Source organism: Streptomyces sp. NPDC030296, assembly GCF_055572815.1.
On sequence record NZ_JBVICQ010000001.1, the window covers coordinates 797712 to 812630 of the forward strand.

Below are 14919 nucleotides of genomic sequence, written 5' to 3' on the forward strand. Positions count from 1 at the left end.
CGGGCGCCGGTCCCACAGGGGGACCGGCGCTCGCGTGTCACCACCCGGCGCCCCCGGGCGGTCACGCCGTCTTCGGGGCCGCCCGCATGCCGATGTACGCGCACTTCGTGCCGTCGGCGAGGGTGGAGAAGACCACCGGCATCCAGTCCTCGGTGAAGGAGGCACCGCCGCCCGCGCCGGCGAAGACCGTGTCGGAGAGGGGGACCAGCTCCATCTCCAGGTCCGGGGAGTAGCCCGCCATGCCGTCGACGAAGGCGTACACCAGGTGCGGCCTGCCGTCCCGCTCGGAGACGGTGATGAGGACGCCCTCACGCTTGTAGGTGCCGGCCCAGGGCGTGATGTCGACGGCGGGCGGCTGCTCGGCGGGGGCGAACGGCGCCGGCATGGTCACACCTGCGAGGTCGGCGAGGAGTTCACGCAGGAGGTCGGCGTACAGCAGACGGGAACCGCCACCGTTGGTGAGGAGGGCGACGGCGACACCGGCGCCCGGCACCACCCGGAGGTAGGCGTACTGGCCGATGGAGGCGCCGTCGTGGCCGAAGCCGGGCACGCCGTCCCAGTCGTAGAGCGTCCAGCCGAGGCCCCAGCCGTCGGCGCTCACGGTCCACTTGTCGGGCACGTCCGTCTCGCGCTGCTGCATCGCGGCGACCGAGTCGGGGCCGAGGACACGGGTGCCGTCGGCCGCCCTGCCGCCGTCGAGGTGCAGCTTGGCGAAGCGGACGAGGTCACCGGCGGTGGCGCAGACGCGGGCGGCGGGGCCGGCGGCGCGCGGCATCAGGTCCCAGGCCGGGGCGAGCGTCTGCTCACCGTCCGGCCCGGCGAGATGTCCCATCGCCGCGCGGAACGGCAGGACCTCCTCGGGGAGCGTCATCGTGTGGGTGAGGCCGAGCGGGGTGAGCAGCCGGTCCTTGAGCGCCTGGTCCCAGGTGGTGCCGGTGAGCACCTCGACGATGCGGCCGAGCACCACGTACCCGATGCCGCTGTACGACACGGCCGTGCCCGGCGGGCAGTCCATCGCCACGCCCTTGGCGGCCTCGACGTACTTGGCGAGGCTGTCGTCGCCGCGCCCGGTGTCGAGGTGGAAGTCGCAGGTCAGGCCGCTGGTGTGGGAGAGCAGCATCCGGGTGGTGATGACCTTGGTGGCCTCGGGGTCGATGGTGGCGAACTCCGGGAGCACGGAGACGACGGGTGCGTCCAGGTCGAGGTCGCCGGACTCGACGAGCTGCATGATCAGGGCCGCCGTGTAGACCTTGGCGATCGAGCCGAGCTGGAAGACGGAGTCGGTGGTGGCCTCCACGCCGGTCTGCCGGTTGAGGACGCCGCTGGCCAGCTCCTGCACCTCGTCGTCGACCACGAAGGCGAGGGTCGCGCCGGGCACGTCGTGCTCCTCGCGCAGTTCGTCGAGGCGGCGCTGCCAGTGGCCGAGATCGACACGACGGCCGGTGGCCAGCTCGATCACGTCGGCGACGGCGGCCGGGGCCTCGGCGGTGGTCACGGGGGCCGCCGCGGGCTCGGGGTCGGGCGCCGGATGCGGCCTGCCGAAGGTGTCCTGGGTGGCGTCCCAGGAGCCGGAGGCGCCCTCCATCCGCCAGGTGCCGGTCAGCCCCCAGCTGTCGCTGGCCTCCCAGCTGCCGGTCGCCCGCCAGGTGCGGAGGTCGTTCCACTTCGAGCCCTGCGTCTGCTGCGCCTTCTTCGACATGGCGTGTCCTTTGGAGGGTTGGGATACCGATGGCCTTGCCCCGACCAAACGTTGTGCGGAGTGATGAACACTGTACGGAGTGCGCACAGTGTGCGCAAGCCCGTACGGCGTTCATAACCAGCCGATGAAAAACCGCCCACGGCCGGGGGTGAACGCCGTGGACGGTTCGCGGAACGCGCGGGTCGGGGACCGGTCAGCCGGCCTCGGCCCCCTTGCGGGAGCCCTGGTCGAGGCGGGACTGGAGGCCGTCCAGCACCCAGTCGAGGCCGTAGCCGAAGTTGTCCACGAGGACCTCGGACGAGCGGCCGCCTTCCTGCGCGGTGTAGCGCCGGCGGAGGTGCGGATAGTCGCGGGTGGCCTGCTCGACGGCCGGCCACACCTTGCGCGTCCAGTCCTCCTGACTCTGCCCGCTGCGGGCGAGCATCGTGAGCCAGGCGGCCTCGCTGGTGGTCATGCCGATCACATAGGCGAAGAGGATCCGCACCACGTGGTCGGCCTGCTCCAGATCGAAGCCCGCCTCCTCCAGCATGGCGAGCATGCCCTCGGTGAGCCGCATCGAGTTCGGCCCCAGGGAGACACCCACCTCGCCCAGCATCGGGGCGATCCAGGGGTGGCGCAAGATCGTCGAACGAACACTGTGGGCACAGGCCGACGCCGCCCCCCGCCAGTCCTTCGCCGCGTCCGGACCGGGCACCTCCATCTCGCCGTAGACATGGTCCACGACCAGCTCGATCAACTCGTCCTTGCTCGCCACGTGCGAGTACATCGAGGTCGCGCCCGCGTTCAGCCGGGTGCCGAGGCGGCGCATGCTCAGCGCCGCGGCGCCCTCCTCGTCCAGCAGCCGCACCGCCTCGGCCACGATGACCTCCCGGCTCAGCGCGGGTTGCTCGCGCTTCTGGCGGCGCGGGCGGGTCCACACCGACTGGATCACCTGGTTCTCGGACATGCGGCCTCCTCGTCTTTCCGGGCTTCAGGGTAACGGCATCTGGAAACACCGTACGGGGCTTGCGAACACTGTACGCCTCTCGTACGGTGTTCGGCGAGCGCACGTCGTACGGGAATCGGCGGCTCGAAGCGGTCATTCGCCACCGGCGGCTCGAAGACGTCCAGTACGGGCGGCGTGAAACCGACTGGATAACAAACCGCGTTGCTGGTTTTATTGAGGTCCGGAGCAGCCCCACACTCTGTTCGAAAGGTTTCGTCATGGAAGTCGACGTCACGGAGCGTCATCCACGCCGCTGGCTGATCCTGATCGTGTTGTGCCTCAGCACGCTGGTGCTGGTCATCGACAACATGGTGCTGACGGTGGCGGTCCCACCGATCGCCGAGGACCTCAAGGCGAGCGCCCAGGACATCCAGTGGATCCTGGAGTCGTACATGCTGGTCTTCGCCGGTCTGCTGCTGACCGCGGGGAGCCTGTCCGACCGGTACGGCCGCCGCAAGGTCATGATCATCGGCCTGACGGTGTTCGGGGCCGCCTCCGTGCTGGCCACCTGGGCGGGCAGCGCGGACATGCTGATCTTCGCCCGTGTACTGATGGGCATCGGCGGCGCTCTGCTGATGCCGAGCACCCTGTCCATCCTCATCACGGTCTTCGACGAGGACGAGCGGCCCAAGGCGATCGGCGCGTGGAGCGCTGTGGCCATGATCGGGCTGGTCGGCGGGCCCGTGTTCGGCGGTGTGCTCATCGCCCACTTCTGGTGGGGCGCCGTCTTCCTCATCAACATCCCGATCGCGGCGCTCGCCATCGTCTCGGCGCTGGTGCTGATGCCGGAGTCCAAGGGGCCCTGGCGCAAGCCGGACCCGGTCGGCACGGTGCTGTCCGTCATCGGTATGACGGCGCTGGTCTGGGCGATCAACGAGTGGCCGAAGGACGGCATCACCCACCCCGCCACGCTGACGGCGGCCGTGGTGGCCGTGGTCGCGCTGGTCTCCTTCGGGATCTGGGAGACCCGGATCCCCGAGCCGATGATGCCCGTGGCGCTGTTCCGGAACCGGGTGTTCACCGGGTCGAGCTTCTCGCTGGTCCTGCTGACGTTCGCCAACGGCGGTCTGATGCTGGTGCTCACGCAGTACCTCCAGTTCGTGCTGGGCTACTCCCCCACGAAGACCGGCCTCGCCTTCATGCCCGCGGCCGTCGCCTCGCTCGTCTTCAACGGGGTCGGCGCCGCGCTCGCCAAGAAGATCGGCAACCGCGCGCTCGCCGTCTCCGGTCTCCTGGTCATCGCCGGCGGGTTCGCCACGCTGTCGACGCTGTCCCCCGGGGACGGCTTCGGGACGCTGTCGGTGGCGATGGTGCTGATGGGCGCGGGCGCGGGTCTCGCGATGCCGGCGGCGATCGCGGCGCTCATGGGGGCGGTTCCCCAGGAGCACGCGGGTGTCGGTTCCGCCCTCAACGACACCATCCAGCAGGCGGGTGCGGCCTTCGGTGTGGCGGTGCTCGGTGCGGTGCTGTCCAGCACGTACACCTCCGAGATGCCGGACTCCGCGCCGGCCGCCGCGCGGGAGACGATCGGCGAGGGGCTCGCCGTGGCCGCACGGACGAACGACGCGGGGCTGGTCTCGACCCTGCACGAGGCGTTCACCGACGCGGTGTCCAGCAGCTTCACGGTGGGAGCCGCGGGGGTCGTGGGCGCGGCCGTGCTGGCGCTGTTCCTGATGAAGGGGGCGGGCAAGGGGGAGGCTGCGCCTGCGGGTGAGGAGAAGAAGCCGGAGGTGGTGGGGGTTCACTGAGGTGGCGAGATCGTGACGACGGCGGGCTCCACGGGGGTACTCCCGTGGAGCCCGCCGTCGTCTTCGGGGGGTGTTTGCGCCTTTGAGCTCGGGAGGTTCTGAGCATGGGCGACCGCGCGTAGTTCGTGGCTTGTCGCGCCCGCGCGGCGGAGCCGCACATCGGCACAGCCCCGCGGCCCCTAGCCCGGCCCGGACCGCGTTTCGTCCAAGATGGACGGGAGTCGGTGTACGAACCGGTCCGCGTCCTCCTCCGTCAGGATCAGCGGGGGTGCCAGGCGGATCACCTTCGGGGTTGCCGCGTTGATGAGGAAACCCGCCTGCTGGGCCTGCTGTTGGGCGTGCGCGGCCCTCGGTTCACGCAGGGCGATGCCCAGGAGCAGGCCCGCGCCGCGGACTTCGGACACCAAGGGGTGCGCCAGGGCCTCGATGCCTGTACGCAGCCTCTCCCCCACTCGCTTCACGTGGGCCAGCAGTCCCTCGGTCTCGATGGTCTCCAGGACCGCCAGGGCGGCCGCGCAGACGATCGGGTTGCCGCTGAACGTGGAGCCGTGGGTGCCGGGGGCGAGCAGGTCGGCCGCGGGGCCGAACGCGAGGGTGGCGCCGATCGGGAGGCCGCCGCCGAGGCCCTTGGCCAGGGTGACGACGTCCGCCTCGACGCCCTCGGCCTGGGCGGCGAACCAGTGGCCGGTGCGGCCGATGCCGGTCTGCACCTCGTCGAGGACCAGGAGGGTGCCGGTGGCCTCGGTGATCTCACGGGCCGCCGTCAGATAGCCGGGGGGCGGGACGACCACACCGTTCTCGCCCTGGATCGGCTCCAGGATCAGCACCGCGGTGTCCCGGGTGACCGTGGCGCGCAGGGCGGCCACGTCGCCGTACGGGACATGGTCGACCGGGCCGGGGAGTGGGGCGAAGGGGTTGCGTTTGGCCGGCTGGCCGGTGAGGGAGAGGGCGCCCATGGTCCGGCCGTGGAAGCCTCCGGCGGCGGCCACCATGTGGGGGCGGCCCGTCAGCCGGCCCATCTTGAAGGCGGCCTCGTTGGCCTCGGCTCCGGAGTTGGAGAAGTACACGCGGCCCGCGCGGCCGGAGAGTTCGAGGAGGCGCTCGGCGAGGGCGACCGTCGGCTCGGCCACGAAGAAGTTGGAGATGTGGCCGAGACCGGCCGCCTGCCCGGTGAGGGCGCGCAGGATCGCCGGGTGGGCGTGACCGAGGGAGTTGACGGCGATCCCGGCCAGCAGATCCAGGTACTCACGGCCGTCCGCGTCCCAGACACGGGTGCCCCTGCCGCGCACCAGCGGCAGTCGCGGGGTGCCGAAGTTGTCCATCATCGCGCCCTGCCAGCGGCGGGTGAGGTCGCCGGATGCGCCGGGTGCGGTGTTGGTCGTATCGCCGCTCATGCGGCCGCCTCCATTCGGGCCGTGGCTGCCGAGGACTCGTTCTCGTCGGGCACGACCATCGTGCCGATGCCCTCGTTGGTGAAGATCTCCAGCAGGATCGAGTGCTTGACCCGGCCGTCGATGACGCGGGCGGTGCGCACCCCGTTGCTGACGGCGTGCAGGCAGCCCTCCATCTTGGGGATCATGCCGCTGGCCAGGCCGGGCAGCAGATCGCGCAGTTCGCTCGCGCTGAGCCTCGGGATGACCTCCTCGCTGTGCGGCCAGTCCGCGTACAGGCCCTCGACGTCGGTGAGGATGAGGAGCATCTCGGCGCCGAGCGCGGCGGCGAGGGCGGCGGCCGCGGTGTCCGCGTTGACGTTGTAGACGCCGCCCTCGGCCGCGTCCTTGGCGTCGGAGCTGCGGGCGATGGAGGAGATGACGGGGATGCGGCCGTTGTCGATCAGGGCCTGGACGACTCCGGCGTCCACGGTGGCGACCTCGCCCACGCGGCCGATGTCGACCGGTTTGCCGTCGACGTCGGCGTAGCACTTCACGGCGGTCATCAGCCGGGCGTCCTCGCCGGTCATGCCGACGGCGTGCGGTCCGTGCTCGTTGAGGAGGCCGACGAGTTCGCGCTGGACCTGGCCGGCGAGGACCATGCGGACGACGTCCATGGTCTCGTCGGTGGTGACCCTGAGGCCGCCGGTGAAGTGGGACTTGAGGCCGAGGCGTTCGAGCTGGGCGCTGATCTGCGGACCGCCGCCGTGCACGACGACGGGGTTCAGGCCGGCGTGCCGCAGGAAGAGGATGTCCTGGGCGAAGGCCGCCTTGAGGGACTGGTCGACCATGGCGTTGCCGCCGAACTTGATGACGATGGTCTTGCCCCGGTGGCGGGCCATCCAGGGCAGTGCCTCGACCAGCGCGTGGGCCTTGGGCAGCGCCTTCTGTCTGCGGTCGGCGGCCATGCCGGTGGGGGTGAGAGGGCTGTCGGGTCCGGCGTCGGCGCCGGTTCCTATGGGTGAGGTCACGACGAGTACTCGCTGTTCTCGTGGACGTACTGGGCGGTCAGGTCATTGGCCCAGATCACGGCGGACTCGGTGCCGGCGGCGAGGTCGGCGGTGATACGGACCTCGCGGCCGCTCATGTCGACCAGCGAGCGGTCCTCGCCGACCGAGCCGCCCTTGCAGACCCAGACGTCGTTGATGGCGACGTTCAGGCGGTCCGGGTCGAAGACGGCGGAGGTGGTGCCGATCGCGGACAGCACCCGGCCCCAGTTGGGGTCCTCGCCGTGGATGGCGCACTTGAGGAGGTTGTTGCGGGCGATGGTGCGGCCCACCTCGACGGCGTCGGTCTCGCTGTCGGCGCCGGTCACCTCGATGCGGATGTCCTTGCTGGCGCCCTCGGCGTCACCGATGAGCTGCCGGGCGAGGTCCGCGCAGACGGCGCGTACGGCCTCGGCGAACTCCTCCTCGGCGGGGGCGACTTCGGCGGCCCCCGAGGCGAGCAGCAGGACGGTGTCGTTGGTCGACATGCAGCCGTCGGAGTCGACGCGGTCGAAGGTGGTCCGGGTGGCGTCGCGAAGTGCCCTCCCCAGTACGGCACTTGGCAGGTCGGCGTCGGTGGTGATCACGGCCAGCATGGTGGCGAGGCCGGGGGCGAGCATGCCGGCGCCCTTGGCCATGCCGCCGACGGTCCAACCGTCGCCCTGGTACACGGATGTCTTGTGCACGGTGTCGGTGGTCTTGATGGCGATGGCGGCCTTCTCGCCGCTGTGCTCGGACAGCTGCCCGGCGGCCGTCTCCAGCCCCGTGAGCAGCTTGTCCATCGGCAGCCGTACGCCGATGAGGCCGGTCGAGGCGACCGCGATCTCCTCGACGCCGCGGCCGAGCAGCTCCGCGGCCCGCTGCGCGGTGGTGATCGTGTCCTGGTAGCCCTCGGGGCCCGTGCAGGCGTTGGCGCCGCCGGAGTTGAGGACGACCGCCGACACATGGCCGTCGGCGAGGGCCTCGCGGGACCACTGGACGGGGGCGGCCTGGACGCGGTTGGAGGTGAAGACGCCGGCGGCGGCCGACCGCGGCCCGTTGTTGACCACGAGGGCGAGGTCCGGATTGCCGTTCTGTTTGATTCCGGCGGCGACGCCCGCCGCCGTGAAACCTTTCGCTGCGGTGACGCTCATGGTGCGACTCCGATCGTGGAAAGCCCCAGGTCCTCGGGGAGCCCGAGGGCGATGTTCATGCTCTGGACGGCACCCCCCGCGGTGCCCTTGGTGAGGTTGTCGATGGCGCTGATCGCGATGATCCGGCCGGCCGAGGTGTCGAGGGCGACCTGGATCTGAGCGGCGTTCGACCCGTACACGGCGGCGGTGGCGGGCCACTGCCCCTCGGGCAGCAGCCGGACGAAGGGTTCGTCGTGCAGTGCCTTCTCGTACGCGGCGCGTACGTCGTCGGCGGTGGTCCCGGGCTTCGCCTTCGCGCTGCAGGTGGCGAGGATGCCGCGGGGCATGGGCGCCAGGGTCGGGGTGAAGGAGACGGAGACCGGCTCCCCCGCGGCGGCGCTCAGGTTCTGCATCATTTCAGGGGTGTGCCGGTGTTCACCACCCACGCCGTACGGGCTCATCGACCCCATCACCTCGGAGCCGAGGAGGTGCGGCCTGGCCGCCTTGCCCGCCCCGGAGGTCCCGGACGCGGCGACGACGACGGCCTCGGGTTCGGCGAGAGAGGCGGCGTACGCGGGGAAGAGGGCGAGCGAGACGGCGGTCGGGTAGCAGCCCGGCACCGCGATCCGGTTCGTGCTCCGCAGCAGCTCGCGCCCACCGGGCAGTTCGGGCAGGCCGTAGGGCCAGGTGCCGGCGTGCGGGGAGCCGTAGAAGCGTTCCCAGTCGGCGGCGCTGCGCAGCCGGAAGTCGGCGCCGCAGTCCACGACCAGGACGTCCGGGCCGAGCTCCCGGGCGACGGCCGCCGACTGGCCGTGCGGCAGGGCGAGGAACACGACGTCGTGGCCCCTCAGCACCTCGGTCGTCGTCGGTTCCAGCACCCGGTCCGCCAGGGGCGGCAGATGCGGCTGGAGTCCGCCCAGCGGCTGCCCGGCGTTCGCGTTCCCCGTCAGGGCGCCGATCTCCACCTCCGGGTGCCCGATCAGCAGGCGGAGAAGTTCACCTCCCGCATATCCGCTCGCTCCGGCTACGGCTGCTCGCACTGTCATGACCCCTCCCGGATTGGCATGGGTTGCCGTTGTAACCGGGTCCGGAGCACCCCAACAAGGCATTCAGTCATGTTCATGACAAACAAGCGGGGCCGTTCCTCCCCGCCGCGCACAGCGAACGGGGCGGCGGCGCCGACACGGCACCACCGCCCCGCCGACCAGGCGTTCAAGGGTTCCACGGGCGATCGCGGGGCTCAGCTCACCAGCCGCATCGGACCTCCGTACACCGCCTCCACATGCCCGAATCCCTCCCCCGGCAGACCGGGCGTCGCGTCGACCGTCTCCGCGTACTGGAGGCGTACGACGTCGTCGGGGACACGGCGTTCCGGCGGGCGCCGGGCGTTGCGCTCCAGACAGGTCTCCAGCGGCGTGGTCATGATCAGCGCGGCCGCGGGGACCCGGTGCCGGCCGGCGATGTCGAGCAGTTTCGCCCGCACCACCCGGTCGGGGCCGTCGGCGTCGACGACCGTCGTCAGCCGGCGCGCCAGCCGCGCCTCCAGCACCTCGCCCAGGACGTGGACCGCCTCGTCCGTGGCGTCCTCGTCGATCGGGTCGTCGCAGATCCGCTCCCGGAACTCGTCCAGCTCCAGCACCGCGCTCGGCGGCCAGGCTCCGGCGAGCGCGCTCTTCCCACTGCCCGCCGCGCCCAGCAGCACGATCAGAACCGGGTCGGGCAGAACGGCGTCGGCCATGGCTCGTCTCCTCTCGGATCTGGTGGACGAGCCGGGTGCGTACCGCCGAGGAGCCCGTACATGACCGAACGGCCCGCTCCGGGCGGGCCGTTGATCAGGGTGTTCGAGAAGTACGGGGATCTGTACGGGGATGTCCAAGGGATGTGAACCCGGCCCCCACGTCTGTCCGTCAAGGATCGACCAGGGGTGGGTGTTCAGTCCAGGTGTTCGGACCAGGTGTGCGGGCCCGGTGTGCGGGCCCGGTGTGCGGCGTCAGAGGCGCACCGGGAGCGACACCAGGTGGATGCCGTCGCCCGGCATCGCCACGTACTCCAGTGCCTCGCGGTCCACGGCGAGGGTCAGGCCGTCGTTGCGGACGAACAGGGTCTCCAGGACCACCTCGGCCTGGAGGCGGGCGAGGGCGGCGCCGATGCAGAAGTGCGGGCCGTGGCCGAAGGCCATGTGGCCGACACCGCGGCCGAGTTCACGGCCGAGGTCGAGCTTGTCGGCGCCGCCGGGGAACTCGCGCGGGTCGTGGTTCACGCCGAGCAGCGCGGCCGTGACCACCTCGCCCTGCTTGACCGGCATACCGCCCAGCTCCAGATCCTCGGTGGCGTACATGGGGGCGCCGATCGGGACGGGCGTGGTGAAGCGGAGGAGCTCGGGGACCGCGCGACCGGCGAGCAGCTCGGGCTCCTCGCGCAGCCGGGCCAGCTGGTCGGGGTGGTCGAGCAGGGCGAGGATCGCGTCGGCGATGAAGTGGGCGGGCGGCATGATGCCCGTGTTGATCAGCAGCAGGAAGATCGCGACGATCTCGGTCTCGCCGAAGTCGCCCTCCTCCTGGCTCACCCGGATCAGCTCGGAGATCAGGTCGTCCGAGAGGGCGGCCGTGCGCTCCTCGATGAGCTTCTTGCAGTGCTCGACCATGCCCTTGAGGGCCGGGATGAACCGCTCCGGGTCACCCGAGATGTAGTCGCGGATCCACGCGCAGATCTGCGGCTGGTCGGCCGCGTCGACGCCGATGAGTTCGCAGACGCCGAAGCCGGCGAGCGGGTGGCTGAGGTCCTCCAGGAGGTCGGCCTCGCCCTTGGCGGCCATCGCCGTGTACAGGTCGTGGGTGATCTTCTCGATCTTCGGGCGCAGGGCGTTGATCCGGCGGGCCGTGAAGGCGCGGGTGATCAGGGTGCGCATCCGGGTGTGGTCCTCGCCGTCGGCCAGGACGAGGATGCCGAGGTAGTCGCGGTACTCCGCGGGCAGCCCGTACGCCTCGATCATCTGGTCGGCGATGCTCGGGCCGTCCTGGCCGGGGAGTTTGTGGTTGTCCCGCACGAAGCGGGGGTCCGTGAGGGCGGCCTTGGCGTCCTCGTAGCGGGTCAGCAGCCAGACCGGGGTCTCGACGTCCGGGAGGGTCACCCGGACGAGGGGGGCCTGCTCGCGGAGGCTGGTGAAACCGCCGGGGGTGCTGACGAACTTCGAGGTCAGGCTGAGGACTTCCTGGGACATGAGGTCTCCGTCCGTGGCTCCGGGCTGCGGGCTGGCGCTGGCTTGGGGTTTGGCTTGGCGTTGGGCTTGGCGTTGGCTTGAAACATACCGGGACAGCGGTATGTTTCCTACCTCGTTCAACTGCTCGGGGGGATGGGGTTGTTGGGCATGAGGAAGGGCCGCGCGGCGGGGGTTCGCTGCGCGGCCCTTCTTGGGGTGGGTTCGTGGTTCGCGGGAGAGCTCGGGGGGGTGGGGTGCGTCGGCGGGTGCGGGTGGGTGGGGGTTGTTCGCGCAGTTCCCCGCGCCCCTGAAGGAACGGGCCTGCGGCCCGTCCTTCATATGAAAAGCACCGGGCGCAGCCCGTGCTTTTGAGGGGCGCCGGGAACTGCGCGAGAAACCACAACGAACCCGCACCCGCCAACGAACCGCGCACCCCCGAGCTATGAGGCGCCCGGCCCCAACTCCAGCGTGCAGGACTTGACCCCTCCGTCTCCCCTCACCAGCTCCGACAGATCCAGCAGCAGCGGACGGAAGCCCCGCTCCCTGAGCGCCGGCGCCACCGCGTCCGCCGTCTCCGGCAACACGACATGCAGGCCGTCGCTGACCGCGTTGAGCGCCAGCGACGCCGCGGCCGGCTCGTCGACCAGGAGCGCGTCAGGGAAGAGGCCGGCCAGCACATCCCGGCTGACCTCGGTGAACGCCGCCGGGTGGTACATCACCTCGTCGCCGTCCAGGACGGCCAGCGCGGTGTCGAGGTGCTGGAAGCGGGGGTCCGCCAGCTCCAGGCTGATCAGGGGGCGCCGGAAGAAGTCGAGCGCCTCGCGGTGGGCCTCGGGGGCGCTGCCCACCTGGCGGCCGGCGAGGATCCAGCGGTCGGTGACCAGGACGTCCCGCGCGCCCTCGTTGGCGTGGACGGCACCGCGTACGTCCGTGAAGCCGTGCGTGCGGAACCAGTCCAGGTACGCCGGCTCACCCGCCGGACCGCCCCGGCGCGCCCCCAGCACCCGGCCGTCCACGACCGCCGCGGTCGCGGCCGCGCGGACCGCGTCGGGCAGTCCGGGAAGCGGGCCGATCAGCCGGACGTCGTGGCCGAGCGAGAGGTAGAGGCTGTAGAGACGGCCCCACTGCATCAGGGCCCGCCGGGACGTGAGGGGGGCGGAGGACCGGTCGGTCCAGGGGCGGTCCGCCTCCACCGCGTCGAACGGGTACGGCTGGCACATCAGGTACCGGCGGCGGGTGGCGGTGCGCTCCCCGCGGCGGTACGCCGGCCGGAGGGGGGTCCGGCGGCGCACCGCCGCGCGAGGGCGGGCGAGGACACCCTCGCGGCGGGCGCTCATGCGCCGGCCATCGCCTCGCGGAGGCTCTTGGGTCGCAGGTCGGTCCAGTGCCGCTCGATGTAGTCGAGGCAGTCCTGGCGGCCGGCGTCGCCGAACACCACCCGCCAGCCCGCCGGGACCTGGGTGAAGGTCGGCCACAGCGAGTGCTGCTCCTCGTCGTTGACGAGGACGTGGAAGGTGCCGTTGGCGTCGTCGAACGGGTTGGTGCTCATCGCGGTTCAACTCCCTCTCGTGGGACGTGGATCGGTGGTGGTGGGACGGTCGTGCCCAGTCGGTCGTGCCCAGACGGTCGTGTTCAGACGGTCGTGTGCTGGCGCGACGCCAGGTCGATGGCGATGGCGTCGGCGATCTCGCCGCTGCGGATGGCGATGTTGGACAGCAGCGAGGAGGCGAGGCCGTGGGTGTGCTCGGTGCCGCCCTGGAGGTAGATGCCGACGTTCAACTCGGGCTTCGTGACGAGGCGGTAGTCGCGCTCGACCCTGAGGCGGCCCTCGTCGTCGCGGAGGCAGTACGGCGCCAGGTCGCCCAGGAGGGCGGTCGGGTCCATGGAGTCGTAGCCGGTGGCGAAGACGATCGCGTCGACGTCGAGGTCGTACACCGAGTCGTCGCGCACGGAGTGCATGGTGAGCCGGGCCCCGTCGGCCCTCTGGTCGACCCGCTGGACGCGGGACAGGTTGAGCAGGTGGAGGCGCTTGATCCGGGCCACCTCGTCGTCGTACGCGCGCTGGTAGAGGTCGCGGATGACCTCGTCGTCGGCGACGCCGTAGTTGGTGTTGCGGTGGTAGCGCCAGAACGACTCGCGGGTGCGGTCGGTGCCGCCGTAGTAGTCGTCGACGGCGTCGGCGTCGAAGATGCGGTTGGCGTAAGGGGTGTCGTCGGCGATCGAGTAGCCGTACGACGGCATGATCGCGTAGACCTCGGCGTCCGGGATCGTGTCGTAGACGAACCGGGTGATCTCGGCGGCGCTCTGGCCGGCGCCGACGACGGCGAACCGGCGGACCCGGCTCCGGTCGAGGGTGTTGAACCGGCCGAGGAACTCGGAGCTGTGCCAGACGCGTTCGCCGCGGTCGACGCCGTCGGGCATCCTCGGGACGAGGCCGGTGGAGATGACGAGGTTGCGGGCCTCGACGAGGCGGGTGCCGCCGCGCGGGCCGTTGTCCCTCACCTCGACGCGGACGGTGTCGACGGGGCCGCCGGCGTGCCCGTCGGGCAGGTGGACCGCGTTCACCTCGGAGTTGTAGGTGACACGGTCCGAGAAACTGGACTCGGCCCATTCGAGATAGTCGTGGAACTCGTTCCGGGTGGGGAAGAAGTTCTGGTTGTTCACGAACTGCGCCAGACGGCCCGCGGCATGCAGATAGGCGATGAAGCTCCACTGGGAGGCCGGGTTGCGGAAGGTCGCCAGATCCTTCAGGAAGGAAATCTGCATCTTGGTGTCGGGAAGCAGCATGTTGCGGTGCCAGCCGAGGGACGGCTGCTTCTCGAAGAAAGCCGCGGTGAGCTGCTTCTCGTCCTTTCCGCGCTGCTCCTCCAGCGCGATGGCGAGCGAGAGGTTGGCCGGTCCGAAACCTATTCCCACGACCTCGTACGCTTCGGTGTTCGCTTCCATGAATTCTCCCGCAAGTGGTGTGCTGGAAAGGTACGTTGCGCCTTTTTGGAGCGTCAACGGCGGTACTGGGTGGACAGTTGAACTCAGTGGTGGACGGGGCAGCCCTTGATGGTGCCGGTCTTCTCCATGCGGTCCATGAGTTCGGCCGTCTCGCGGTACTGGCTGGAGTCGCGCAGGGCGAAGTCCTCGCGGACCCGCTCGCGGATCTCCTCGTCCTGTTCCTGGCTGAGCTTGAACATGCCCTCGGCGCCGGTGATCTCGACGCGGAAGGCGCCCACCGCGGGCAGGATCGTCGCGAAGTAGTCGATGGAGCGGGACATGTCCCAGGCCTTGGCGGCGCCGAAGTCGCGCTCGTACGCCTTGACGGTGTCCTTGCAGACCTCCAGGGAGTCCTCACCGGGGGCGGCGGCCTCGATCTTCTCGAAGACACCGTGGACGTGGACGGAGGTGAAGTCCCAGGTGGGGGCGGCCGGTGTGATGTCGTAGACCGTCGGCGACACATAGGCGTGCGGTCCGGTGAAGGTGATGAGGACGGGGGTGCCGTTCTCCAGGGCCGTCCAGTGCGGGTTCTCCCGGTTCATATGGCCGATGAGGCGGCCGCCGGCCAGGTTCTCGGTCCATGCGCCGGTCCACTCCGGGTCGCGGATCACGGGGAGGTGGGTGGCGTACGGGTCGGCGTCGGCGGGGCCGTTGGACACCAGCAGGGCGAAGGGGTTGAGGCGGATCAGCTCGGTCATCCACGAGCCGTCCGGCTCCCGGTACGGATCGGGAACGAACATTCGGACCTACCAATTCTCGGCGCGGGCGCTTTCTG

13 protein-coding genes are annotated in these 14919 nt (G+C 70.8%); 1 reads left to right on the forward strand and 12 read right to left on the reverse strand.

What is annotated here, in order from left to right; genetic code table 11:
• Positions 1 to 61: 61 nt before the first annotated feature.
• Together ACZ4Z3_RS03395 and ACZ4Z3_RS03400 are read right to left on the reverse strand one after the other, a co-directional pair.
• Positions 62 to 1699, reverse strand: coding sequence for a serine hydrolase domain-containing protein (locus ACZ4Z3_RS03395; protein ID WP_468499429.1), 1638 nt, complete (start codon positions 1697 to 1699; stop codon positions 62 to 64).
• Positions 1700 to 1892: 193 nt separating this feature from the next.
• Positions 1893 to 2645 (reverse strand): TetR/AcrR family transcriptional regulator, encoded by a 753-nt coding sequence (locus ACZ4Z3_RS03400; RefSeq protein WP_468499430.1) that lies wholly within the window; start codon positions 2643 to 2645, stop codon positions 1893 to 1895.
• Positions 2646 to 2902: 257 nt separating this feature from the next.
• Here ACZ4Z3_RS03400 and ACZ4Z3_RS03405 point away from each other — a divergent pair, with 257 nt between their 5' ends.
• Positions 2903 to 4432: an MFS transporter gene (locus tag ACZ4Z3_RS03405; protein ID WP_468499431.1), complete on the forward strand. Its 1530-nt coding sequence runs from the start codon at positions 2903 to 2905 to the stop codon at positions 4430 to 4432.
• A 179-nt stretch (positions 4433 to 4611) separates the two neighbouring features.
• On the opposite strand, the gene ACZ4Z3_RS03410 is transcribed toward ACZ4Z3_RS03405, so the two are convergent.
• From ACZ4Z3_RS03410 to ACZ4Z3_RS03455, 10 genes are all read right to left on the reverse strand, one after another.
• Entirely contained in the window at positions 4612 to 5826 is a 1215-nt protein-coding gene (locus ACZ4Z3_RS03410; RefSeq protein WP_468499432.1) for an acetylornithine transaminase, read from the reverse strand.
• Positions 5823 to 6770 carry an acetylglutamate kinase gene (gene argB / locus ACZ4Z3_RS03415; RefSeq protein WP_468499538.1) on the reverse strand — a complete coding sequence of 316 codons (948 nt, stop codon included), beginning with the start codon at positions 6768 to 6770 and terminating at the stop codon, positions 5823 to 5825. The genes ACZ4Z3_RS03410 and argB overlap by 4 nt, the downstream gene beginning before the upstream one ends.
• Before the next feature lie 59 nt (positions 6771 to 6829).
• Positions 6830 to 7981: a bifunctional glutamate N-acetyltransferase/amino-acid acetyltransferase ArgJ gene (gene argJ, locus ACZ4Z3_RS03420; protein WP_468499433.1), complete on the reverse strand. Its 1152-nt coding sequence runs from the start codon at positions 7979 to 7981 to the stop codon at positions 6830 to 6832.
• Positions 7978 to 9006, reverse strand: a complete 1029-nt coding sequence (gene argC / locus ACZ4Z3_RS03425; RefSeq protein WP_468499434.1) for an N-acetyl-gamma-glutamyl-phosphate reductase — start codon at positions 9004 to 9006, stop codon at positions 7978 to 7980. The genes argJ and argC overlap by 4 nt, the downstream gene beginning before the upstream one ends.
• A 194-nt stretch (positions 9007 to 9200) precedes the next feature.
• Positions 9201 to 9698, reverse strand: a complete 498-nt coding sequence (locus ACZ4Z3_RS03430) for an AAA family ATPase (RefSeq protein WP_055541637.1) — start codon at positions 9696 to 9698, stop codon at positions 9201 to 9203.
• Between the two features lie 252 nt (positions 9699 to 9950).
• Positions 9951 to 11180, reverse strand: coding sequence for a cytochrome P450 (locus ACZ4Z3_RS03435; protein ID WP_468499435.1), 1230 nt, complete (start codon positions 11178 to 11180; stop codon positions 9951 to 9953).
• A 419-nt stretch (positions 11181 to 11599) separates the two neighbouring features.
• On the reverse strand, positions 11600 to 12496 hold the full coding sequence (locus tag ACZ4Z3_RS03440) for a dimethylarginine dimethylaminohydrolase family protein (RefSeq protein ID WP_468499436.1): 897 nt from the start codon (positions 12494 to 12496) through the stop codon (positions 11600 to 11602).
• Positions 12493 to 12708: an MbtH family protein gene (locus tag ACZ4Z3_RS03445; RefSeq protein WP_055516485.1), complete on the reverse strand. Its 216-nt coding sequence runs from the start codon at positions 12706 to 12708 to the stop codon at positions 12493 to 12495. The genes ACZ4Z3_RS03440 and ACZ4Z3_RS03445 overlap by 4 nt, the downstream gene beginning before the upstream one ends.
• A gap of 83 nt (positions 12709 to 12791) precedes the next feature.
• Positions 12792 to 14105 carry a lysine N(6)-hydroxylase/L-ornithine N(5)-oxygenase family protein gene (locus tag ACZ4Z3_RS03450; RefSeq protein WP_468499437.1) on the reverse strand — a complete coding sequence of 438 codons (1314 nt, stop codon included), beginning with the start codon at positions 14103 to 14105 and terminating at the stop codon, positions 12792 to 12794.
• Between the two features lie 83 nt (positions 14106 to 14188).
• Entirely contained in the window at positions 14189 to 14884 is a 696-nt protein-coding gene (locus tag ACZ4Z3_RS03455; RefSeq protein ID WP_055538566.1) for an FMN-binding negative transcriptional regulator, read from the reverse strand.
• Between the last annotated feature and the right edge of the window lie 35 nt (positions 14885 to 14919).

Bases quoted from the DNA above. Each gene is read 5' to 3' on its own strand.
- ACZ4Z3_RS03400 (WP_468499430.1), bottom strand. From the start codon at position 2,645: ATGTCCGAGAACCAGGTGATCCAGTCGGTGTGGACCCGCCCGCGCCGC.
- argB (WP_468499538.1), bottom strand. From the start codon at position 6,770: ATGGCCGCCGACCGCAGACAGAAGGCGCTGCCCAAGGCCCACGCGCTG.
- ACZ4Z3_RS03455 (WP_055538566.1), bottom strand. From the start codon at position 14,884: ATGTTCGTTCCCGATCCGTACCGGGAGCCGGACGGCTCGTGGATGACC.
- ACZ4Z3_RS03430 (WP_055541637.1), bottom strand. From the start codon at position 9,698: ATGGCCGACGCCGTTCTGCCCGACCCGGTTCTGATCGTGCTGCTGGGC.
- ACZ4Z3_RS03410 (WP_468499432.1), bottom strand. From the start codon at position 5,826: ATGAGCGGCGATACGACCAACACCGCACCCGGCGCATCCGGCGACCTC.
- ACZ4Z3_RS03450 (WP_468499437.1), bottom strand. From the start codon at position 14,105: ATGGAAGCGAACACCGAAGCGTACGAGGTCGTGGGAATAGGTTTCGGA.
- argC (WP_468499434.1), bottom strand. From the start codon at position 9,006: ATGACAGTGCGAGCAGCCGTAGCCGGAGCGAGCGGATATGCGGGAGGT.
- ACZ4Z3_RS03435 (WP_468499435.1), bottom strand. From the start codon at position 11,180: ATGTCCCAGGAAGTCCTCAGCCTGACCTCGAAGTTCGTCAGCACCCCC.
- ACZ4Z3_RS03445 (WP_055516485.1), bottom strand. From the start codon at position 12,708: ATGAGCACCAACCCGTTCGACGACGCCAACGGCACCTTCCACGTCCTC.
- ACZ4Z3_RS03440 (WP_468499436.1), bottom strand. From the start codon at position 12,496: ATGAGCGCCCGCCGCGAGGGTGTCCTCGCCCGCCCTCGCGCGGCGGTG.
- ACZ4Z3_RS03405 (WP_468499431.1), top strand. From the start codon at position 2,903: ATGGAAGTCGACGTCACGGAGCGTCATCCACGCCGCTGGCTGATCCTG.
- argJ (WP_468499433.1), bottom strand. From the start codon at position 7,981: ATGAGCGTCACCGCAGCGAAAGGTTTCACGGCGGCGGGCGTCGCCGCC.
- ACZ4Z3_RS03395 (WP_468499429.1), bottom strand. From the start codon at position 1,699: ATGTCGAAGAAGGCGCAGCAGACGCAGGGCTCGAAGTGGAACGACCTC.